This window comes from bacterium (assembly GCA_041648665.1).
Taxonomy (GTDB): Bacteria; UBA10199; UBA10199; order 2-02-FULL-44-16; family JAAZCA01; genus JAFGMW01.
In genome coordinates this window covers 1-21,823 of the sequence record JBAZOP010000041.1, presented here as the reverse complement: position 1 = coordinate 21,823, position 21,823 = coordinate 1, and the positions used below count along the sequence as shown (strand labels likewise).

The 21,823-nt window shown below is 56.1% G+C and carries 15 protein-coding genes; 8 read left to right on the top strand and 7 right to left on the bottom strand.

What is annotated here, in order from left to right:
* From WC683_12520 to WC683_12510, 3 genes are all read right to left on the bottom strand, one after another.
* A complete protein-coding gene (locus WC683_12520) occupies positions 1-2,214 on the bottom strand; it encodes an ABC transporter transmembrane domain-containing protein (protein MFA4973434.1) in 2,214 nt (737 codons plus the stop codon).
* 39 nt (positions 2,215-2,253) lie between these two features.
* A complete protein-coding gene (gene hydF, locus WC683_12515) occupies positions 2,254-3,465 on the bottom strand; it encodes a [FeFe] hydrogenase H-cluster maturation GTPase HydF (GenBank protein MFA4973433.1) in 1,212 nt (403 codons plus the stop codon).
* Between the two features lie 87 nt (positions 3,466-3,552).
* Positions 3,553-4,443: a HAMP domain-containing sensor histidine kinase gene (locus WC683_12510; protein ID MFA4973432.1), complete on the bottom strand. Its 891-nt coding sequence runs from the start codon at positions 4,441-4,443 to the stop codon at positions 3,553-3,555.
* A 407-nt stretch (positions 4,444-4,850) separates the two neighbouring features.
* On the opposite strand from WC683_12510, the gene WC683_12505 reads away from it, so the two are divergent.
* From WC683_12505 to WC683_12480, 6 genes are all read left to right on the top strand, one after another.
* On the top strand, positions 4,851-5,225 hold the full coding sequence (locus WC683_12505) for a hypothetical protein (protein ID MFA4973431.1): 375 nt from the start codon (positions 4,851-4,853) through the stop codon (positions 5,223-5,225).
* A 184-nt stretch (positions 5,226-5,409) separates the two neighbouring features.
* Positions 5,410-8,331, top strand: a complete 2,922-nt coding sequence (locus WC683_12500) for a S8 family serine peptidase (GenBank protein ID MFA4973430.1) — start codon at positions 5,410-5,412, stop codon at positions 8,329-8,331.
* 181 nt (positions 8,332-8,512) lie between these two features.
* A complete protein-coding gene (locus tag WC683_12495) occupies positions 8,513-9,904 on the top strand; it encodes a hypothetical protein (GenBank protein ID MFA4973429.1) in 1,392 nt (463 codons plus the stop codon).
* 181 nt (positions 9,905-10,085) lie between these two features.
* The gene (locus WC683_12490) at positions 10,086-10,481 is read left to right on the top strand and encodes a HEPN domain-containing protein (protein MFA4973428.1); all 396 of its coding nucleotides are present in this window, start codon (positions 10,086-10,088) and stop codon (positions 10,479-10,481) included.
* Complete coding sequence (locus tag WC683_12485; GenBank protein ID MFA4973427.1) at positions 10,448-10,783, top strand: nucleotidyltransferase domain-containing protein; 336 nt, start codon at positions 10,448-10,450, stop codon at positions 10,781-10,783. The genes WC683_12490 and WC683_12485 overlap by 34 nt, the downstream gene beginning before the upstream one ends.
* A gap of 237 nt (positions 10,784-11,020) precedes the next feature.
* A complete protein-coding gene (locus WC683_12480; protein MFA4973426.1) occupies positions 11,021-12,076 on the top strand; it encodes an RHS repeat-associated core domain-containing protein in 1,056 nt (351 codons plus the stop codon).
* Positions 12,077-12,432: 356 nt separating this feature from the next.
* On the opposite strand, the gene WC683_12475 is transcribed toward WC683_12480, so the two are convergent.
* Positions 12,433-15,825 carry a protein kinase gene (locus WC683_12475; protein MFA4973425.1) on the bottom strand — a complete coding sequence of 1,131 codons (3,393 nt, stop codon included), beginning with the start codon at positions 15,823-15,825 and terminating at the stop codon, positions 12,433-12,435.
* A gap of 3 nt (positions 15,826-15,828) precedes the next feature.
* Entirely contained in the window at positions 15,829-16,836 is a 1,008-nt protein-coding gene (locus WC683_12470; GenBank protein MFA4973424.1) for a serine/threonine-protein kinase, read from the bottom strand.
* A 105-nt stretch (positions 16,837-16,941) separates the two neighbouring features.
* Between WC683_12470 and WC683_12465 the strand changes: the two genes are divergently transcribed.
* Together WC683_12465 and WC683_12460 are read left to right on the top strand one after the other, a co-directional pair.
* Positions 16,942-17,826, top strand: a complete 885-nt coding sequence (locus WC683_12465) for a protein phosphatase 2C domain-containing protein (protein ID MFA4973423.1) — start codon at positions 16,942-16,944, stop codon at positions 17,824-17,826.
* Positions 17,823-18,764 (top strand): histone deacetylase, encoded by a 942-nt coding sequence (locus WC683_12460; protein ID MFA4973422.1) that lies wholly within the window; start codon positions 17,823-17,825, stop codon positions 18,762-18,764. The genes WC683_12465 and WC683_12460 overlap by 4 nt, the downstream gene beginning before the upstream one ends.
* A 138-nt stretch (positions 18,765-18,902) precedes the next feature.
* Here WC683_12460 and WC683_12455 read toward each other — a convergent pair whose 3' ends face one another.
* Together WC683_12455 and WC683_12450 are read right to left on the bottom strand one after the other, a co-directional pair.
* Positions 18,903-19,151 carry a hypothetical protein gene (locus tag WC683_12455; protein MFA4973421.1) on the bottom strand — a complete coding sequence of 83 codons (249 nt, stop codon included), beginning with the start codon at positions 19,149-19,151 and terminating at the stop codon, positions 18,903-18,905.
* Positions 19,152-19,281: 130 nt separating this feature from the next.
* A partial coding sequence (locus tag WC683_12450) for a PBP1A family penicillin-binding protein (GenBank protein ID MFA4973420.1) occupies positions 19,282-21,823 on the bottom strand: 2,542 nt, incomplete at its 5' end.

Sequence of the window (21,823 nt, the reverse complement as noted above, 5' to 3'; positions counted from 1 at the left end):
TCAGGCCTTGCCGGTCGCGAGCTCCTCGCCCGCCATCACCCGAGACTTGCTGCCGGGCGGCAATGAATCGGATACGCCTTTGATCGAGGCCAAAAGCTCTTCAGGCGTCTTGAATGCATTCTTCGTGATCGTGGCCCCCACGAACAGGAGGTCGTCCGCCGACAGGGGGAAACTCAGATCTTCTCCCGCGGGCCTCGGCAGGACCTTGCTCATGCGGTTGAAGAACGCCGTAAGCTGCGCGGCTTCGATCTCCGGCAGCAGCAGGAGGATGGTGTCGCCGTCGAGGACGGCGCAGTTGTCGCCCATGCGGATGCTGCGCTTGAGTATCAGGTCCACTTCTTCCACGAAGCCGTCGGCGGCCTGCGTGCCTTCTTCCTCGGTGATCTTGCCGTAGCTCATCACGCGCAGCACGGCCAGGCAGAAACGCGAACCGTATCTGGATGCGCGCTCGAACTCGAGGCCCAGCTGCTGTCTGAACGCCGAGAGGCCTCCGAACTGCCGCCAGTAAAAGCGATAGAACGCGCCCTTTTTGTCAAACAGCTCCTCGAAAGTCCCCTGTTCAACGAATTTTCCGTTGTCGAGAACCATTATCGTGTCGGCCGATTTTATGGTCGAGAGCCGGTGCGCTATGACCAGGACGGTCTTGGTGGACCTGAGCTTTGCGATCGTCTCCTGTATCCTGAATTCGCTCTCCGCGTCGAGGGAGGAGGTCGCCTCGTCGAAGATGATCACCTGCGGGTTCCGAAGGAGCGTGCGCGCTATGGCGATGCGCTGGCGTTGGCCGCCCGACAGGAGCTCGCCAGCCGTTCCCACGGGCGCATCGTAGCCGCCGGGGAGCCTCATGATGAAGTCGTGCGCCCCCGCGAGCTGCGCGGCATTCATGGCGTCGCCTCGCTCCTTGGTCTGGTTGCCGTAGAGGATGTTGTCCATCACAGTGCCGTCGAAGAGCGCGGCGTCCTGCTCCACGATCCCTATGTGCTCTCTGAGCTCGTGTATCCTCACCTCGGAGATGTTCTGGTTGTCGATCAGGATCATGCCCTTCGTCGGATCGAAGAACCGAAGCAGGAGGTTCACGAGCGTCGTCTTTCCGCTCCCGGATCCCCCCACGAGCGCGGTGACGGAGTTGGGTTTGAAATTGACCTCGATGTCGTGGAGCACCTGCTGGCTCGGCGCGTACTCGAACGACAGATGCGACGTCTCCACTTCTCCGTCGTCGACCTTGATGGCGCCCGTCTCTCCGTGGAGCTCATCCTCCGAAGGGCTGATGAGGACCTCGTCGATCCTTCGCACCGAGACCGCGTTGGTCTTCCAGCTGCTGAACAGTCCTATGAAGGAGTGGACCGGGCCCTCGAGCTGGTCGATGTACATCATGAGCGCCACGATCTCGCCGATGGTTAGGTTGCCCTGCACGACCTGATACCCCAGATACCAGGTGAGGAATATCCCCCACATCTGGAGGGTGATCGAGTTGGTGAATGTCTGGATGATCTCGAGGAGCCTCCCCTTGATCGCTATCCTGAACTGTCTCCTGATCAGGCGTGCGAAGGATAGGGTCTCGTTGTCCTCCTGGCCGAACGCCTTGATCGTCTTGATGTTGGCGAGCTTCTCGTTGGTCCTCGTGAATATGTCGGAGCTGGCGTCGATCGATTCCTGCCTGATCCTGGCCCTCTTCTCGGAGTAGAACTTGGCTTCGACTATGTATAGAGGGACCGAGAGGAGCGCCAGCAGCGTGAGCTTGGGGTTTATGGAGAGCGCTATCGAGAGGATTATGATGAACCTTCCGCCGTCGATCAATACGGTGGGCAGGGTGTTGAAGATCATCGAGACGAGCATGTCGACGTCGTCGGTGATCCTTATGAGGAGGTCGCCTGATTTCTTCTCCTGATGGAATTTGATCGGCAGGCACTGGATGGCCCTGAAGACGCGCTCGGTGAGTTTGGCGGTTATCTCCTGGCTCGCGTAGGTCTGCAGATAGTCCGAGATGACGCCTATGAAGAAGAGCGCGAAGTACAGCCCCACTATGGTGAGCACGGTCTTGTTCAGGAGCGCCAGGTCCCTGAGCGGGTATGCGTAGTCGAAGAGGACTCTTGTGAAGAGCGGCGCGATCAGCCCCAGGAGGGTCGCGAAGATGTCGAATGAGATCGATATAAGGAATACGCCCAGAAAGGGGATGAGGAGCCGATGGTATTTTGCAACCAGCTTGAGGTCGCCCATAGGGTGCTATAATAATTGTTTAGAGGGATCGATGCAAGCTTAAGAGCGCCGATGGTGGGCGGCGAAGGGTGCGATGGCCCGGTCGAAGACGCCCAGACACCATGCGATCGCGAGCCCGTAATTGGTCACCGGCACCTTGGCTTCGATGGCGGGTGCGAGCCGGAGCAGCACTTGCTTGCGCGTGAGCATGCAGCCGCCGCACTGGACTACGAGGCTGTACTCCTCGATCGGCCTGGGCGGTTCATCCAGCCCTGCCACCACGTCGAAGGAGAGCTGTTTTCCCGTGAAGTCGGAGAGCCAGCGCGGGAGTTTCACGCGGCCGATGTCGTCTCCGGCCACGTGATGGGTGCAGGACTCGAGGATCATCACTCTATCCCCGTCATCTAGTTTTGAGATGGCGCCCGTCCCTTCGATGGCCTTTTCGAGATCGCCTTTCATCCTCGTGTAGAGAATGCTGAAGCTGGTGAGGGGGATGTCAGGGGGCACGAGGGCGTCGACCTTTGCGAAGGCCTGGCTGTCCGTGACCACGAGCCTTGGTTTCATGCCGCATGATCCGATGAAGCCGGAGAGCTCGGGCTCCTTTAACACCACCGATATGCAGTTGTTGTCGAGCAGCTCCCTGATTGTCTGGACTTGGGGCAGTATGATCCTGCCCTCCGGCGTCTCGATGTCCACGGGGGTGACGAGCACCACCACGTCGCCTTGTCTCACCATGTCGCTCAAGATGGAAGATCTCTGGTAAGAGGTGGGGGGGAGGTGTTTCTTCATCAGCGCCACGACCTGTTCGAAGTTGTCGGGCCTTATCGAGCTGAACGCGATCACGTCCGTCCCTGCCTCGGCCTCGATTTCCCTCTTCCTCGCAGGATCGAGCCCTTCGATGTCCGACTTGTTGTGCACTATGAAGCAGGGGATGTTTTTTTGCGCGAGCCTGGCCATGACCGAGCGCTCGTGTTCTCCGAACGAGTTGTGCGATATCGCGATCATGGCCAGGTCGATTGTGTCGATCGCCTTTATCGTGCGGGCGACGCGTTTTTTGCCGAGCTCCCCCTCGTCGTCGATTCCTGCGGTGTCCGTGAGTATGACCGGGCCTATGCCTATGATCTCCATCGTCTTGGTGACCGGATCCGTGGTGGTCCCCGCATGAGGCGACACGATGGCGATCTCCTGGCCCGTGAGGGCGTTGATGAGCGAGCTCTTGCCGATGTTGCGGCGCCCGAATATCCCTATGTGCGGTTTCTGGCTCTTGAGCATCGAATGCCGACCTCCCCTATGGTGCGCACAAAATCGTCGTTTTTTATAATAGAAAGCCGCCTTAAAAGCAAGGCCCTAGAGGCGATACTATACAGGGTCGAGCGTATTGTCGTGCCCTGTTTGTCTCGAAGAGCGGAAGTCGCTGTCGGCGATACTTATGGCGTCTTCATTGTGGGTGTCGCTGAAAATTTTCAGCAACTCTTCGTGGCATAAAGGGTTATCGTATAGCAGGGTCGCTTCTATGTCGGTATTTTCTTGTCCGGGGGGTTGATGCCGTGCCTTGAGAGCGGCGAGGACAGGAAATTCAAGCGAGAAGACTGTGCCGTGGCCTTTTTCGCTGAATACTTTGAGCGAACCCCCGTGCGCTTCGACGACGCTTTTGCAGAAGCTCAACCCGAGTCCCGTGCCGTTTGTCTTCCCGTACGTATAGCCTCGTTCAAAGATTCGGTCTATCGATTGTGGCGATATCCCGGCCCCATTGTCGTAAATTTCAATCCACACTGAGTCGTCATTGTTCGACAACGATGTCGTGATCAATCCCCCGGCGGGCGGCATGGCTTCGATCGCATTCCTGCAGAGGTTGGTCAATACACGCTCCAGCTTGGATCGGTCGAATTTTCCAAGCAGATGGTCCGGTCCTACGTACGAAATGTCTATACCGCGATTTGTCGCTGTTTCCCTGATCTCGGACAAGACTCCCCCGATCATTTCCGCGAGATCGGATATATAGAACGCCGTTGCGTCGAGCTTGGAACGGTTTCTGATGTTGTCGAGCATGTCTCGGAGCTTTCCGATGGAGCGCTGCGCCACTTTGTGCAGATCCACGCCGTCCTCGTCGATATCCTTTCCCCCTCTGGATACGTGCAATACGTATTGCTCCAGGAAGGAGAGCGGGCTTGCCATGTCGTGGGCGAACTGGTCGACGAATTTCTTCCACCGGTTCAACTCGTCGTTTGGGCGGCTCTTGAGTTTGCTCATGCTGTTTCCCCTCTTCTTAGTGGGTAGATCTGACTTGCGCTCGATTTATAATATATTGAAGCAATTTCCGTGCCGTTTCTGGGGATATGGCAGGCGTGTAACGCACTGATATTACGTGTTATTTAAGAATGTCGTCCAGTGCGTCTGTATGGTCTCATGCGCTTTTGGTGATTCGATACCCCGATTCGGGGAAAGGAACTTACCACGCGTCCCGAAATATTAGCATTGTGCTTAACAGGCTGATTCCCTCAGCATAACCGGCAGGGTCGCACGTCCGTCCATAAAGATCGGCACCTTCACCGTGCCGCTGTAGGAATCAAGTTTGAAGTCTCCTGATGCCTCGCCCCAAAAACCGCTTGCGTGTGGACGCACGCCCTGCTAGCAACAAATCCCCTGCGAGGTTGATCATGAGCAATGACAAGACGCATCCTGTTATAAATCGGACGGGTGAGGTGATGACGAGGGAGAAGTTTATTCCCTTATTCGAGGATATCAAGGAACTGATAAAATCCAGCGCCAAGGGTACCGAAGTTGTTTTGGGTAAGCGAATCGGCAAGGTTGAGGAAGAACTCCGCTTTACCCAGCAGGCGCTGAAGTCCACGAAGGAAGAGTTGAAGTCGGATATTGCAGATGTCAGGGGTGAGATGAATGACATGGAGACCCGTCTCCGAACCGAAATCAAGGACACAGCGGCCGGCCTGGCCGACAAGATCGATTCGATCCACGTGCATATCGATGATCACGAAACACGCATAACCGCACTTGAAACCCCCGGCCACTGAGTACCCTCTCCTTTTGCCCTTTTAAGCATATCCCGTGCCAGTTTCAGGCCCCTTCAAAAACCGCGCAACCTTTTGTGATCCTTGCCGAAAATGAGATATAAGGACTGTCAAGAATGGGCTTGTATGCGCTGCGTCACGGTGGTAGATATGAGGCGAACTTATTGAGAATCAGGGGGATTTAAGGATGTCGATGCGAACCCCACAGAGATTACATTCCCTCCTCGCTCTCGTTCTTCTTGTTTCCTCCTGCGGCGGCACGGATTACATACCCGGCGTCGGCTACGACGCGAGGGCGCCGCAGGACTCAGCCGAGCAGGTCATTCTCTCCGAAAACTATGCAGGGTACCTGGTCCTTCACCTGGAGGAAGGCTTGGGCGCGCGCCTGAGCAGCACGAAGGAGCTCTTCAGCACCAAGGGTCAGCCCGATCCGTTGATATCGATAGAGGGGCTGATAAATTCGTATTCCACGGTGAGTTTGAGGCAGAGCGTAAACGTGGATGCGGATCGTCTGGACGCGCTCAAGGCGAAACTGGAGCGTGTGTCGGGCGGGCAATTGGCCGATTTCAACTCAATTTTTAAGATCGACGCGCCAGATACCGCGGACGCGGTGCTGGTGTATCGGGAGCTCAAGGACAAGGACGGCGTGAGGCTGTTGTATCCCGCGCAGAAGACCTCTCCGACCGGGATAATCGACGTGCCGGATTTGACCGTGCACCAGGGGTATCTGTATCCCGAAGCCACGCATGGCGGCCTGAATCCCCAAGCTGCATGGAGCGCGGGGATAACGGGCGCGGGCGTTAGGGTCATAGATGTTGAAGGTGGGTGGAATCATCAGCATGAGGATTTAAATATTCATGAGTCGACAGCTCCTTGTCCAATTACTTCGACAGATCCGGAATGCCATGAGGCGATAGCGCACGGGACGTCTGTGGCCGGGATATTGGGATCGCTGCACAACGGTCACGGCACGGACGGATTTGCGCCGGATGCCGATTTTCATCTGAATGGCATTTACTCCACAGCAGTGGTCGATGATGCAATTATGAACTATCTTGACGGTGATGATACGGATGGCGAAATGTATCCAGGCGACATCATGATGATAGAAGTTCAAATGCGGGGTGCCATTGGTGATGAGATGGTGTCGTGTGATGCAGATCCCCACGGATGTATACCTACTACCACTTCACCCTCTAATTACGCGGCGGTCGAGTATGCCATAGCTGCAGGTATTACTGTGATAGAAGGTGCCGGTAACGGGTATGTGGATTTAGACGATTCCGCCACTTATAATCCTTCTCCTTGGATCAACTTATCAATACAGGATGTTGGTTCCATCGTCGGCGGCGCCAGCCAGGGTGCCGGCAAGGTCCTGCATCCGTATTCCAATTGGGGCAGCCGCGTGGACGTCTTCGCCTGGGGCAACGGCGTGGCCACGGCGGGCTATCCCTACACGGGCAATCCCTACGTGTGGAGCGGCACGACTTCTCCCGTACCCCCGAACACCGAGACGAACGCCTACTACACGGACATGTTCGGCGGGACGAGCGCCGCCGCGGCGATGATCGCGGGCTCGGCGGTTCTCGTGCAGAGCTATGCGAAACAGGAGCTCGTGAATGTCGCCACGCGCTTTATCATGCCGCTCAAGATGCGCGAGATACTGGCGGATTCGGGCGTTGCGCAGTCGGGCAGCGGCGGCAACATAGGCATGCAGCCGAGGATCGACGAGGCGATGAACATCGTGGATACGTTCGTGGCGGACGTGTTTGCGTCGTATCCGGAGCTTGTCGCGGACGAGCAGCTCACGGAGACGCAGTACCTGGCGCTTCGTGCGATGGGCGTGGGGCTTGTCTGTGGCGCGGCGGATATCGAGCATCATATGATCATCGGTGTCAACGACCCCAGTTGCCCCGAGGTGGAGTTGTGGCCGGAGGGGAATTACATCGGTGAGCACTATGACTTTGACGGCGACGGCCGCGCCGACCTGGTGCAGTTTTCAAACGGCAACTGGAAGATAGATCTGTCCGGTACGGGCAGTGCGGCCGACGGCTTCGGCGCATGGGACGTGGATGTCGCGTACACTGCTATAGATGGCGACTGCGGCGTATGGCCCTATGTCGAGGACATGAACTCCGACGGCAGGGCGGACTTTGTGGCGTATGATAAATGCGCAGGAGTCTTCTACGTATCCCTCACCGACACCGACCTCACCCGCAACAACGTGTGGCACGGCTGGGACTGGGTGATCGATTACAGCTCGCAATGGCACGACCAGATGACCATTGATCCCGCGGATGCGGATTACAGCAGGCCGTTTATCGCGCAGTACAACAACGATGCCTATCTGGATATCGGCATAGCGTGTTCGGACGGTTTTGTGAGGGTGGATTATGGCGATGGCACGGAGGCCGGGCTTGGCAGCTTTGAGTGGAGCTCGCAGCTCCTCACGGACACGATGCTTGCCCAGGCGCCGGGTTGGGCGTATTTGCTGTCTCCTGGGGATTTCGAGTTGAATGGCACGCAGTATTTCAGCATCAAAGTGCCTGATACACATCCGGACGAAGGGAGGATGTATATCATCCCGCATGATGGCGTGGATTATCTCCCTGATCAGGATTGGATGGAAATGTTAGGTGCTCCATATATATTTGGGGGAAGCGACCATGTATCCTTAGTTGCTGATTATGAGGGTGGTGAATATCCAAATTTAAGCGTAAAAAATGGTGACTGGTTAGTTACGGATGATGGTTATTACAATTCGCTATTTACATTGGCACCAACCAATATCTACGGTGGTCCAGAATGTCATCCTGTTGTGGGTAGGTTTGATGGAGATAATAAAGACGACCGCGCCGTCATGTGCCCCGACCAATGGAAGATCGCATATTCCAGCGACGAGTACGACTCTTTGCTCGACACGGACGGTGCACGTCACGTCTCTCTCGGTTACGATCCCTGCGAGCATTCCTTGCCCGGCCGCAGCTATTCCGGCGGCATATCCTATGCCTACGCTCAGCAGCTCATGAACTTCTACCAAGCGCAGCACCCCGGCGATCCCGTGCCGATCCTGGTCGATATGGTGACCATCGTTTCGTGCGAGGATTGACCATTGAGAAGTGTTTGGCTTGTAGATTCTCCCAAAAAGATAATCGCCCCCTCCCGCGTGGGTGAAAATTAACCCTTACGGCTTATGCAACATATTGATTTATATACGGTTAGCACTGTGCTAATATCTGGCATGGACCTTGCTCTATTAAGATGATGGTTGAATAAGCCGAGGGGGAATTATGAAACGGGCGATCGTTATAGCAGTTGTTGCAGTCATACTTTCGATTCCGCTTACGAGTTCCGCGCAGACTTGTAGTAGTACAATTTCGTTAGGCGGTTCTATACCCATTAAAATCTCCACGATAAGGACGGCATTATCCAATTATAGTTCATATGCCGTGGGCGATCATTATGAGCTTTGTTTTGAAAACAATGAAGTGGTGGTGAACACTACTTTCTTCACTTCAGAATTCTTAATAGTAACAAATGCCGGCGAATCAAAGGATGTATACATAGTTGGATTGAATATTAGAAATGACTCTGACAACCCTGTAAATATTCCCATCCTCGTCACCGACAACAAAGGCACCGGGAAGATCATCCTCAAAGACATCGCGCTCAAGGACGTCAAAAACGGCGTTGTCCTCGGCGGCGCCGGAAAGACCGAAATCAAGTCCTCCAAGATCGCAGGCGATGCGTCCAAGTCGGGCGTATGCGTCGAGGTCAAATCAAACGGCGCCATGGTGCAGTCGAGCGAGATCTCCGGCTGCGGCGAGGGCGTGAGCATAGCCGCAAACGACGTCCTCGTCGGCGCGACGAGTCACGAGCAGGTCTCCACCGACAAGAACTCGATCCACGACAACGTCCTCGGCCTGCACGTCGTGAGCGGAAAGGGAAACAAGTTTGGGTACAATTTGATCTACGACAACAAGCCGCCGCTGGCCTCCGAAGGCGCTGCCAACGATGCGATTCTCATAGAGCCCGGCGCGAATGAGGATTTGATACCATTAGAAACTGTCTTATATGAGGAGGAGGGAAAGGAATATGCTTTGCGGTGCGAACGGGATGCAAGCGGCAATGTAATTAAGCGTGAGATATATTTTAATGCTCCTCAGACAGATGGGATTGCAACTATTTATGAATCTGATCTTAACAAGCAAATAAAGAAATATCTGACAAAATGTGTGATTGGCGCTGATGGTATATGCATTATCGATAGCTTACCATCTGAAGTGATGGCCCTCATTCCGGCGAGCGATTGTGGTATTCAAGAGTATCATATTTCTGCGATTTTTACGGGAACTGGTTCAACGGAACTTCCATCTGATTACATGGAAATGGATGGCATTGCCGTCATCATGGCACCCGTCGAGACCGGGCCGGTCGATATGCCCACCGGCGTAACCGACAGCGGCGGCGACGACGATTACACTACGGAGGACGGCGCCAATTCCATGGGCGGCGAGGGCGGAATGATCTCGGCGAGCGGCGTGGCCAGCGGCTGCGGCGGCGGCGGGGCCTCGCTTGCGAACGATTCCTTCCGCAGCGTCGTCCTCGACTTCAACGCCTGGTGGGTCCTCTTGGCCCTCTCGATCGTCGGGGCCATGCGCTTGACCAGATCGCACAAATAGCGCCTCCCCCAAGGCGCATTCAGACATATGCCGCGGGCCTCAACGGGCCTGCGGCGTATTATTTATGAATTGAAATCTCTGAAAAAGTCGGTGACAAACCCGTTTTCATACATTGACATATCCTTGATTTTATTACAGAATATCCGTTGAAGTTGCTGGGGTAGGATATTTATAACTTTCAATGAAGCCACAGACAAAGACATGGCTTGAGATGGCGCAGAACGATCTGGATTTTGCGCGCGATGTCCTGCGCAATAAACAGAGACCGTTCTATGCGGCGCATTTCTGTCATCAGGCGGTCGAGAAGATTCTCAAGGCTTTGGTGCAGGAGCGCACAAGTGAAGTTCCTCCGAGGACGCATAATTTCACTTTGTTGAGCAGACACGCCGGTCTGGATCTTCCGGCGAATATGTCCGACGTACTGCTCTCTCTGGCGCCCCACTACTTGGGCACAAGATATCCCGAAGACATCCAGAATCTTTACCGTCAATATACCGAAGAATACGTTAAGGGGTTGTTCGATAGGACGGAGGTGCTTTTTAAATGGTTGAAAAATGTCCTGATATCGAAAAAATAGTGTCGCTGTATGTCTCGGTGCTTAAGGAGCACGGCATTATTCCAAAGCAGATCATCCTCTTCGGTTCGTATGCCAGAGAGGAGGCGACTTCTTTGAGTGATATAGATCTGGTCATAGTCTCGGAGGATTTAGCGAGATGGGCTGCCCTCGAACGCCTGGAGATGCTTTCGAAGCTGACTGCAGGCATTGATGCACCGCTTGAAGTCCTTGGCTATACGCCCGATGAGATAGCGAAGGCCGGTTCCGACAGCATCTTCTGGTCCGAGATCATGAGTTATGGCAAGGTTCTGAACGCTGCCTGATCGATCGCCAAAACGATATATGCCGCGGGCCTCAACGGGCTCGCGGCGTATTATTTATGAATTGAAGCTACCAGTAACAATCGGATTGTTATTGGCGTCATTGATCTGTTCACCATCCCGAACACCGCTGTCCCGATTCCCGGATTTTAGACACAGAAACCGGGCAACTTGCTTGATAATTTTGCCTATATATCGCTATGTTGCAGAATCCAAGGGATGGCACGCATTTTGTAATACATGTATCCTATGTGCAATCGTCTGCATGCATTGTTATTTACCTTCATCTGTTGTGTTCCTGTTGCAATGTGGGGTGTGGGTGGTTGCTCCGGTGGCCCTGGCACCCAGGCGTCTTTGGGCGAGGTGACCCCGCAGCCCGGCGTTATCTATTACCTGGACGATCACCTGGGCTCGGCCCACATCGTCACCGACTCCCTTGGCAACGTGCTCCACGAGGAGAACCGGTATCCGTACGGCCTCGAAAAGGCCGCGGATACAGCGGATAACGAGGCGGTAGAGGTCGACTACGTATATACGGGCAAGGAGCTGGACGAGGAGACGGGCCTGATCTACTTCGGCAAGCGGTATTACAACCCGGAGATGGGGCGGTGGATCAGCCCGGATCCGTTGTTTGTGGAGGAGCCGAAAATCGCGATTGAAAAGACGGCATCATCCAATTTATATACATACGTGCGCGATAATCCCATGACTTATGTCGATCCAGACGGGTTGATAGATAATGCTGCGCTCCATGAAAACAGGCTTGTCTATCATGATCAATATCAGGAGAATTTAAGGGTAGGACCGCGTAGTCCAGAAGAACGTGTGCTAGAAATGAGCCTTGGTGTAGGATTGCTAACGCTGGCGGCGGCACCAATTGCTTTGCATGCCGGTGTAGCACTGGCACCATATACGGCAAGTGCGGAATTGGCTGCTGGCCGTGCAGCATATACGGCTACGAGTCTTGTAGCTGAGAAAACTGCGGCTGGAGTTGGATATGCGATTAGCGTTGGTGATGCGGCTGCAGAAACCATGCTAACCACAGCAGCTGAAGTCGCTGTACAAGGTGTTGCAGGATATGCACTAACACACCCAGAACAGAGTGCTGCATTTGTTGGCGGAGTCGCAGGAAGTATTGTTGATCCAAATTTTCCTCTGTTTCCGAATAATGATCCATCTATTGTAATGTTTGATTACTTAGGATCGGAGCTTGGAAAAGGATTAAGAGAAATTTATGATGATGCCCAATCGTCTGTAAATGAATTTCGATTGACTTCGGAGAGTCTGATAAAATGATGAGGTTAGCATCGATATTGTTCCTCCTTTTTATTCTTCGAGATATCTATAGCTACTTCAGAACTGGATGTCTCGTCGCAAGATATGGCAATTTCTGTGGCGGTGCTGGGTTGGTTATCTCAGTGCTACTTCTCTCGTTTTCAATTGGTATGGTTTACGTTGCATTTAAGAGGAAAAAACTCTCGAGTCGGTCGTCACAGCGCAAAAGCCAAGAACATAAAACTTAATTCGAAATATCGAACCCATTGCGAGAAAAATACCAATAACAATCGGATTGTTATTGGTATCTTTTCCTCCCTTGATATGAACTGGTCACGACTTAATCTGACAGATGGTGATATACGATCCTCGAAAAATTATCTCTCGACCATTCGTCTCTCCAGCTCATCGATATCCCTCGCCTTGTCTTCGTCGCTCCCGGCGAGTTTCCGAAGCCGAGGTACGAGCGCGAGGGCGTCGCCCGGTCTGCCGCTTCTGAGGTGCGCCTGCGCTTCTATGTAGGATATCCTGTATCGGTACGACCGCGAAATCGCGTCGTCGGGGAATTTATCGAGAAGCTCCCTTGCCCGGTCGAACTGCGCGAACGCCCCCTCCAAATCGCCTTTCTCGTAGCATACCTCTCCCAACCCCTGGGTCGCCGACATCCTGTAATAGTCCTCCGCTTCCGGGCCCGTCGCGGCCTCGAAATAAATCGCTGCCTTGTCCCACAGGCCGAGTTCCTTGTAACAGTGGCCCATGTGGGTCCATATCCTCGCCGCCATCCGCCTGTAGTCCATTTTATCTTTGAAGTGAACGCTTGCGGCTATCCTCCTGTTGTCTATTTCGACGGATTTCTCGAACCGGTCGGTGTCGTGATAAAGGTTGGCCAGCGCTCCGAGCGCGTGAAACAGGAGCCTGCCCATGTGCTTCTTTTTGGCCAGTGCCGCGGCTTTTGCGGCGTATTCGAGCGATTTGTCGTATTCCCTTCTCACCCTATAGAGCTCGGCGAGCTCCCTGGAGGCGTTTGCAAGGGCGTAGTCGGTAAGCTCATGTCCCTCAATGTATTCTTCCAGCGCCTCCGCGGCCAGGTCGTATTGTCCCATATGCTTGTGGACGAGGTGAAGCCCGCCCCCCGAGACCCTGCGCCTCGCCCCCTCGGGGAGTTCGCGTTCCGCTCGCGCCGTGTCCTCGAATATCTCGCGCGCCAGGTTAAGATGCTCCGTCGTATCGCCCATTCCCCTAGTCGCCATCTCGTAGTGATACCTGCCTTTGAGATTCATGAACGCAAGGCGTGTGATCGCGCCGTGGGTCGCGGCGAGATCTTTCTGTGCTCTCTCGATCATCTCTAAAGCCTCGTCCATCATCCCCTTGTTGAGGAAATGGACTATGCCCCTCGACTCAAGCGCCAGCCTCCATTGTATCGACCTCTCTCCGACGAGATTCAGGCCCTCGCGGACGGCCTCGCCGGCTTCGTCGTGTCTCTCCGCGTGGGAGAGCGCCTCGGCCAGGAGGGTTGTCGCGTACGCCCAAAGCTTCCAATCGCTTTCCTTCGTCAGATCGCATGCTCGATTGAGCAGCTCGATGGCCACCGGTATGTTGCCGACGTCGTACAAGAGGCGTCTTCCCAGGCTTGCCGAACTCCTTGCGGCCGCCTTCGCATCGTTCGAATAGGCCGTGTGATACCCCACGGCGTCCCTAAATTCCTCGGCAGCGAGGGCGTCGCGCGAGAGCAACGTCGCTATAGCTCGGTGAATTTCGCCCCTCGACGCTTCGTCCATGGCTTCGTGCACGACCGAGGCCATGAAGTCGTTTGCAAAGGAATAGCGATCGTTTTCAGCGTTGTAATGTAGGACATCCGCTTGGACGAGCGCCCTGACCGCCTGTCCCCTGGCCGCGCCCGTGGAGAAGGAGAGGATGTCTCCGATGGTCGGTGCGGGTAGCATGGGCCTTGCGCGCCAACATGCCATAATCTCGCAGATGCGGCGCTGGTTCTCGGGTAAAGCCCTGTATTGCGCCAGCAGCCGTTCTTCGGTCGACCTGGAGGCCTTCGCGCTTCCCATCCCTGTTTCCAAGTCGGGTATGACGATGTCCCCCTCGGCGTCGAAGAGTATCCCCTGTTTGTCCATTTCGGTGAGCGTCTCCACGATCTCGCGCGGGATTCCCGAAGTGCGATTGAGGAGTGCGTCGACGCGCCTTCCATCGGGGCGCTTTCCGTCGAGCGCGGGCGTCGATGTGAGGTACTCGTCGATCTCCTTTGCCCCAAAGGGTTTGAGGGAGACGATCCTTGCGAATTCAAAGTCCTTTTTCGACGCATCGATCAAATTAGCTATGCCCTCCGATGCGGCTTTCACGCTCGGCGCGTTGTCGCTTACGGTGAAGACGATCATCGCGGGCCTTATGTCGGCGTATACTTCGGGCGAATGGGCCTTTTCCGTTGCGAGGCGGACGAAACCGAGGATCGCCTCCGCGACTTTGTAGGAAATTCCCGCGCATTCGTGGATGTTGTCGACGAGCGCGAGGATCGGTTTTTCGTTTTTCGCTAGGTCCTCGGTCAACGCGTTTGCCCAGGCGACGGCCGCGTCGTTGCCGGACGGAAATGAGATATGGTGCAGCGCAATTTTTTCGATGTTCCGGCCTGCGGCGTCGTGAACGAGACGGAGAAAATGAGTTTTGCCCAAGCCTTCGCCTCCCTCGATCCTTACGATGGGGCAGGGGGGCGGCTCGCCTTTTTTGAGCGTCTCTATCCCGCTTAAAACTTGGGCAACGAGGTCATCCCTGCCTATGTATCTGTTGTGCTCGGGCCTGAGGTAGGCCCCGAGAGTGTCCGGCGTGTCTGCAAAGGCTTCGGTCCTTTGGGTCGTCAGGGCGTTTATCACCGCTCGCGCGTTGGGATAGAAGCGGTCCCGTGCCTTGTGCGCCAAAAGCCTCATGACCACTTTCTCGAGATGTTCCGGAAATTCGATCGGCCTGTGATGCACCTCCGACGGCGGCCTGATCGTGAGAGTTTCCTCGCGGGCGATGACGCGCCGAACGGATTCCCTGTTCGTTGCCTTGGGCCTCGGATAAGGAAAGGATACGCTCCAGGTTAGGCAGAAGTACATGACGGCGGCCATGGAGAAGAGATCGGCCCGTCCGTCCACCTCTTCCGTAAGCCCCAGTGCCACCTCCGGCGCCATCGTGGACATCGTGCCCATTATCTTGCCCGTGTATTCGTCGGGCGTCATGGCCAGTCCGAAGTCTATTATCTTCACGTCGTAGCCGCCGTTCGACCGCCTCACCAGGATGTTGGCCGATTTTATGTCGAGGTGTATCAGGCCGTTTCTGTGGATGAAGTCCAACCCTGCGAGCGCCTGGACGAACAGCGGCACCATCTCCTCCGGATTCCATCCTTTCACGCAATCCGCGATGGGTGAGCCGTCGATGAATTCGGACGCTATGTAATAGCTGCCGTCGTGGCAACCGATGTCGATGACCTCGGCTATGTTGGGGTGTCTGAGCCTCGTGAGCCACTGGTATTCGGTCTTGAACTGCTCTACGTTTTGAGCATACGCTTTTTGTGTCTCTATCCTGAGGGTCTCCAGGTCTCTTTCGATGCCGGGGTTCTTTGCCTTGAGCATCTGCTCGATGCGCATCTCCACCGCTTCGCGGTTGAGCACCTTGACGGCGATGCGTCTGCCGTCGGGCGAGGTCGCTTCGTGCACCACGCCGAAACCGCCCTTGGCTATCGCGGGCCTCTGAATCGTGTATTGGTCGATTTTGTCGGGGTTCATGTCTCAGTCATAGGAAGATAAGCTGCTTATGCCCTCGCGCGTCATGCCGGAGCACTCCTTGGGCCACAGCTCGTTGAATGCGGACAGAAGCACGTCGGCGTGCGCGTATTTGCGCCTATCGGGTTTTTTTTCGAGTAGACCTATGATGAGCTCGTCAAGTTCCTTCGGGACGCGTTTGTTGTAAAATGACGGAGGGGTCCTCACGCTCTCCTCCTTGTCCACTATCCTTGCAAACTCGCTTTTGTCGGATCGGGCGTTCAACCTGTTTTCGAGCGGGAACCGGCCGGTCAGGCTCGTGTACATGGTAACCCCGAAGGAATAAAGGTCGGCGCGCTCATCTATAAGCTCTTTTCGGTTCATCACGACCTCCGGCGCCATGTAGAGCAGGGTGCCGGAACTCTCGCCCTCGTATTTGCCTATGGGCACGGCGAAGCCGAAATCGGTGAGCTGTGCCTGCGGCGGGTCCTGCTCGAAGTCCACATATATGCGCGACGGCTTGATGTTCAGATGGAGAAAGCCGTTCTTGTGGATGAAGTCGATGCCGGAGAGGATCTGGGCGAATATGCAGACGAGCTGCATGGGATTGAGCTTCTCGGCGGCGTACGCCAGATCCACGCCCGGCGTGTAATCCGAGATTATGACGAGCTGGTCGCGCTCCTTGTCGTAGCTCGCTCCAAATATCGCCGCCACGTGTTCGTTGCCCAGATCGCGCACATTCTCGACCATCTTCAATAGTCGATCCTTGTACTCGTGCGCGTATTTGACCGCTTCCCGTTCCGCCTCCTCGGGCGAAAGCCCCCTTTGAAATGCGGAGACCTTGTATCTCTCCAGGATCTTGGCGTCGTCCACGTAGGTGAGGGTTCTCTTGTTGCCCTGGCCGTCCTTGGCCAGATATGCCGTCCACTTGAGGCTCTCCCTGATTTGCCTCATCACCTCGTAGTTCTCGGGAAGACTCATGCCGTGCGGGATGGCCCAGTTATCCGTTTCGCGCTTCTCGTCTTTGAGATTCATATCCCCTCCCTGATTTTTTATATTAGCGCGACGGCATCTAAATATCCAGAAATATCAATAGATTGAGCTTGATCGAACGGGAATGGTGTTATAAGTTCCCTGGTAATGAAAAAGACGACACCTCTGAACATCAGGATAAGGGCTCGTGCGGCGTCGGATATCGGCCAAAGGGCCAATAATGAGGATGCCTTTCTCGTGGACGAGGCGGCGGGCGTGTTCATAGTGGCCGACGGCATGGGCGGGCATGACAAGGGGGAAGTCGCCAGCTGGTTCACGTCGGAGAGCCTCGATAAGATCGTTCGCCGCACTGCTCCGGCGGGGGGCGATGCGACGCTCGAGCCGATATCGTCCGACGGAATGTGGGACGGCGTAGATCCTGCCCGACTCATGGAATTCGCAGTGCTCATTATCAACAAGAAACTCTTCGATCTGAACGAAAAGGAAATCGAGAAGGCCTTTCCGGGCGGCGGGGCAGGGCCCGACGATGAATTTCAAAAAAGGTTCAAGGCCAGGCACAGGATGGGCACCACCCTCGTCTCACTCCTTGTCCGCGACGGCAAGATCTATATAGCTCATGTGGGGGATTCCCGCGCATATCGTCTGGCGGACGGAAGGATAGAGCTTCTGACACACGATCATACATGGGTGGAGGACAGGATAAGGAGCGGGGAGCTTCCGCCGGAAGCGGCGCTGACGCACGAGAAGAGAAACGTGATTACCAGATCCGTGGGATTCAAGGAAGAGGTCAGGGCGGATATAAACGTGTTGTCGATGAAACCGCCGGAACGGTTTTTGCTCTGCAGCGATGGCCTCAGCAACGTCTTGGGCGAGGCTGACATCCTCGATTTTGGAAGCATGGACGACCTGCAGACCGCCTGTGACAGAATGGTGGAAGCGGCGAAGGACAGGGGAGGTCGCGACAATATCACCACCCTGATCGTGGAAGTAACGGAAAGCACAGAAGTGCCCAGGGACTGGACGGATATATGAAGTCCACGGCGGTCTTCTACGATGATATCTGCACCTTCCACCAGATGGGCTATCTGCACCCCGAATCTCCCAAACGCCTGCAGGCCATAAAGGAAGTCCTCGACGGTGACGGCATCGGGAGGGAGCTCGCGAAGCTTCCCGGCCGGGACGCGACAGAGGACGAAATCGCATTTATCCACGACAGGGACTACATCCAGAGGATCAAGAACACCGACGGCGCTGAGCTCGTGGCCCTCGACCCCGACACCAGCGCCAACGCCTACACTTGGAAGGCGGCGATCCGCGCCGCCGGAGGGTTTCTCTCCTGTGTCGAGTCAGTGCACAAGGGCGAATGCAGAAACTCCTTCGCGTTTGTGAGGCCGCCGGGCCATCACGCGGAGCGCGGCCGGGCCATGGGCTTCTGCATCTTCAACAACGTGGCCATAGGCGCGGAGTGGCTGGCGAAGGTCGCCGGCGCTGAGCGCATCGCGATCGTCGATTTCGACATCCACCACGGCAACGGCACGCAACACTCCTTCTACAAGAGGGGGGACGTCTTCTTCGCATCCTGCCATCGCTATCCCTTCTATCCGGGCACGGGCTCTGAGGAGGAGAAGGGCGAAGGCGAGGGCAGGGGGGCCACGCTCAATGTTCCGCTTTCGGCAGGGGCGGGCGACGACGAGTACAAACGTGCGATCGGCGACACGATAATCCCGGCGGTGGAGAAATTCTCTCCGCAGTACATCCTGGTCTCCGCTGGTTTCGATTCTCATCTCAAGGACCCGCTCGGCGGTATGCGCGTGACCACCGAAGGCTATCGCTGGATCATGCGTTCGCTCGTGGAGCTGGCCGATCACGTCTGCAAGGGCAGGATGGCCTGCACCCTCGAGGGCGGCTACGATCTATCTGCGCTGCGGGAGTGCGTGGAGGCGCAGCTCGAAGAGATGGCTTTGGGTTAGTGTTGTGAGTCGCTGCGGATAAAGAAAGGCCCGGCCGGATTTATTGAGCTTGATCTCCTTTCCGCGCTGCAGGTCTACCCTCCTTCAAGCCGAAAAAGATGATCCGCTTTCTCATCCAGCCGGACCCGGTTTCCTGTGTCAGCCGACGTTGCTCTGGCCGCGCCTCGATCCCGCATGTGCGATCATCTGGTGGATTCCCCTGCCTTTGAACGCGTTGCGGGCGAAATGGCGTCCCATACCGTGGGGCAGGTTGCGCTGCATTTCAAAACCCATATGAGGCGCCGCAGATTCCTTGTTGCTCCAACCTTGCATCGTCAGCTCTTTCTCTTTTTCCCTTTCATCCCTCCTCTCGCGGCGATGATTCAAGAAAGCCGGAAAACGAATCATACAAGCCTCCTTCACGTTTTCCCAACCAATGCCATTATAACACCTCGGCCGGGGAGAATGAAGGCTGAAGGTTTGCAGTCCAGCTTGTTGATTTCTTTAGAATAATCAGAGGTGTTTTTGAAATCACGACTTACAGGTCTTCATACTCGCCGCCCTGATTGCCTTCTTGGTTCCCTCCGCCGCTGTTGTCGCTAGAACCCTCGAAGTCCTCCTCGAAGAATTCGCCGGCGCGATCGGAGCCGCCGTGCATTGACATATCCTCAAGGCCGGGCCGCAAGCCCAGGACAGAGGAGCCTCCGGCTAGAGTCGTGATGTCGCCGGCAGGGAAGTTGTCGGGCGGGGCGAAGTCCTTTGCCGCCCAGCCCTCGGTCGCCATCTTCATGAATTCGATGAATATCGGGGCCGCGATGCCGCCGCCCGTGGCGCCGGGAGCGATCTTCTGCACCTCGTCGTAGCCCACCCATACGCCCGCGACGAGATCGGGAACGAACCCTATGAACCAGGCGTCGGTCTCGTCGTTGGTCGTGCCGGTCTTGCCGGCCGCCGGTTTCTGCAGCGCCTGCACCCTGGCGCCCGTGCCGCCCTCGACCACCCCCTTCAAGAGCTTCACCATGAGATAGGCGGTCTGCGGGGTGATCACATGGTCCTGCGGTATCTCGGAGCCGTAGAGGGTCTTTATCTCCAGGTCGGTGAGGTTGAGCCCGTCCTGTTCTATGAAGCGCTGGCCCTCCTCGAAGAGCGCGGTGTTGAGGTCGATGACGTCGACCTTCAATCCGGGTTTTTTCTTTTCCTTGGTCTTCTCTTTGGTTTTTTCCTCGTGAGTGGTTTTGTTCTTCTCTTCCTCGGAAAGGGGCAGCTCTGTGTCGGCGATCTCGGTTCTGGGCGCGTTGACCGATTCTATCACGTTGCCCTTCGAATCCTCGATGCGGATGATCGCCGTGGCGGTCACCTTCTTTCCGTTGTTGTCGAACACGGCATAGGCCTGGACCATCTCCAGGAGATAGACCGCATTCGCGCCGAGCGCCATGGAGAGATATTTTTCGATCGGCGTGGTGATCCCCATCTTGCGTTGATAGGCGGTCAGGTAATGGGTTCCTATGTCGTAGACGATCTTGACCGTGGGTATGTTGCGCGAAAACTTGAGCGCGTTCATGAAGGGGGTGGGGCCGTTGTAGTTGCCTCCGTAATTCTTCGGGCTCCATGTGTCGAACTTGCCCACCTTGTAGAGCACCGGTTCGTCGATTATCGTCGTGTTGAACGTATAGCCCTTGTCGAGCGCGGCCGAATAGGCGAAGGGTTTGAACGACGAGCCCGGCTGGCGCAGCGCCTGGGTTGCGCGGTTGAACTCGCTCTTTGCGAAGTCGTAGCCGCCCATCATCGCCTTGACGTATCCGGTGCGCGGATCTATGGCGACCAGCGCGCTCTGTATCGCAGGGTCCTGGTACAGGTCGAACTGGCCGTCGTCGCGCTGCCTCACCATGATCACGTCGCCGACCTTGAGTATCCTCTTCGGGTCCGTGACGTAATTGTAGTTCTCCGCGCCGAACGAGAATTTCGTGTAGGGATGCGCCCACTTGTATCCTTCATGCGGTATCGCGCCCTGCAGGTCGCCTGTCTGGACTAACGCCTCCTGCCCGCTGAAACCGGTGACGATCGCCTTGTAGGTCTTGCCGGCATTGGGCGCGGCAGCCTGTGCTGATTGCTCTTCGTCGACCGGCCAGCGGATTATCCGGTCCGTGGAGGCGCTCTCCTCCGCGAACTCCTTGGCCTTCGCCGTTATCTCGGTCTCGTCCACGTGTTCCAGCGGCCCCCTCCATCCCTTGCGCCTGTCGAGCGACTCGATGCCGCGGCGGATCGCCTTTGCGGCCTCGTGCTGCATCTTGAGGTTGACCGTGGTGTAGATCTTGAGCCCTCTGTGGTAGAGGAAATCGTCGCCGAATTTTTCCTTTACGATCCTGCGCACGTGCTCGGAAAAATAGGCGGCGTCCGGGTCGTCGAAATCCTTGTCGGTGCCGGCGACGAATATCTCGAACTTTTCAGCCCTGGCCTTGTCGGCCTCCTCCTCGGAGAGATGGCCTTCGTCGACCATTCGGTTCAGGACGTGCAGCTGGCGCAGGCGGGCCTCCGCCGGGTTGTTGATGGGAGAGAAGGACGTCGGCGCGGAGGGCATGCCGGCGAGCAGCGCGATCTGCGCGATCGAGAGCTGGTTCAGCGGCTTCTTGAAATAGTTGCGGGCGGCCGCCGCCACACCGTAGGCGCGGTTGCCCAGGTATATCTGGTTGAGATAGAGGGTGAGTATGGTCTCCTTGTCGAGGTAGCGTTCGAGCCTGGTGGCGAGTATCGCCTCCTTGACCTTCCTCGACAGCTTGCGCTCGCGGGTGAGCAGGAGAGAACGCGTGATCTGCTGGGTGATGGTGCTGCCTCCCTGTTTGATCTCGCCAGCCTGCAGGTTGGCGACAAAGGCGCGCGCGATCGAGCGCATATCCACGCCCTTGTGCTCGAAGAAGCGCGCGTCCTCCGCGTCCACGAAGGCCTGCGCCACTAGCTTGGGGATCTTGTCGTACGGGAGGAATATCCTGCATTCGGTCCAGAACTCGGCGATTTTGGTCCCGTCGTCGGCAAAGACCTCGCTGATGACGGGCGGCCGGTAATCCTCGAGCGTCTTTATGTCC

What these genes read in the sequence shown, in the direction of transcription:
- hydF (MFA4973433.1), bottom strand. Translation starts at nt 3,465, where the DNA reads ATGCTCAAGAGCCAGAAACCGCACATAGGGATATTCGGGCGCCGCAAC.
- WC683_12490 (MFA4973428.1), top strand. Translation starts at nt 10,086, where the DNA reads ATGAAGCCACAGACAAAGACATGGCTTGAGATGGCGCAGAACGATCTG.
- WC683_12480 (MFA4973426.1), top strand. Translation starts at nt 11,021, where the DNA reads ATGTATCCTATGTGCAATCGTCTGCATGCATTGTTATTTACCTTCATC.
- WC683_12505 (MFA4973431.1), top strand. Translation starts at nt 4,851, where the DNA reads ATGAGCAATGACAAGACGCATCCTGTTATAAATCGGACGGGTGAGGTG.
- WC683_12495 (MFA4973429.1), top strand. Translation starts at nt 8,513, where the DNA reads ATGAAACGGGCGATCGTTATAGCAGTTGTTGCAGTCATACTTTCGATT.
- WC683_12460 (MFA4973422.1), top strand. Translation starts at nt 17,823, where the DNA reads ATGAAGTCCACGGCGGTCTTCTACGATGATATCTGCACCTTCCACCAG.
- WC683_12465 (MFA4973423.1), top strand. Translation starts at nt 16,942, where the DNA reads ATGAAAAAGACGACACCTCTGAACATCAGGATAAGGGCTCGTGCGGCG.
- WC683_12510 (MFA4973432.1), bottom strand. Translation starts at nt 4,443, where the DNA reads ATGAGCAAACTCAAGAGCCGCCCAAACGACGAGTTGAACCGGTGGAAG.
- WC683_12485 (MFA4973427.1), top strand. Translation starts at nt 10,448, where the DNA reads ATGGTTGAAAAATGTCCTGATATCGAAAAAATAGTGTCGCTGTATGTC.
- WC683_12470 (MFA4973424.1), bottom strand. Translation starts at nt 16,836, where the DNA reads ATGAATCTCAAAGACGAGAAGCGCGAAACGGATAACTGGGCCATCCCG.
- WC683_12455 (MFA4973421.1), bottom strand. Translation starts at nt 19,151, where the DNA reads ATGATTCGTTTTCCGGCTTTCTTGAATCATCGCCGCGAGAGGAGGGAT.
- WC683_12475 (MFA4973425.1), bottom strand. Translation starts at nt 15,825, where the DNA reads ATGAACCCCGACAAAATCGACCAATACACGATTCAGAGGCCCGCGATA.
- WC683_12520 (MFA4973434.1), bottom strand. Translation starts at nt 2,214, where the DNA reads ATGGGCGACCTCAAGCTGGTTGCAAAATACCATCGGCTCCTCATCCCC.
- WC683_12500 (MFA4973430.1), top strand. Translation starts at nt 5,410, where the DNA reads ATGTCGATGCGAACCCCACAGAGATTACATTCCCTCCTCGCTCTCGTT.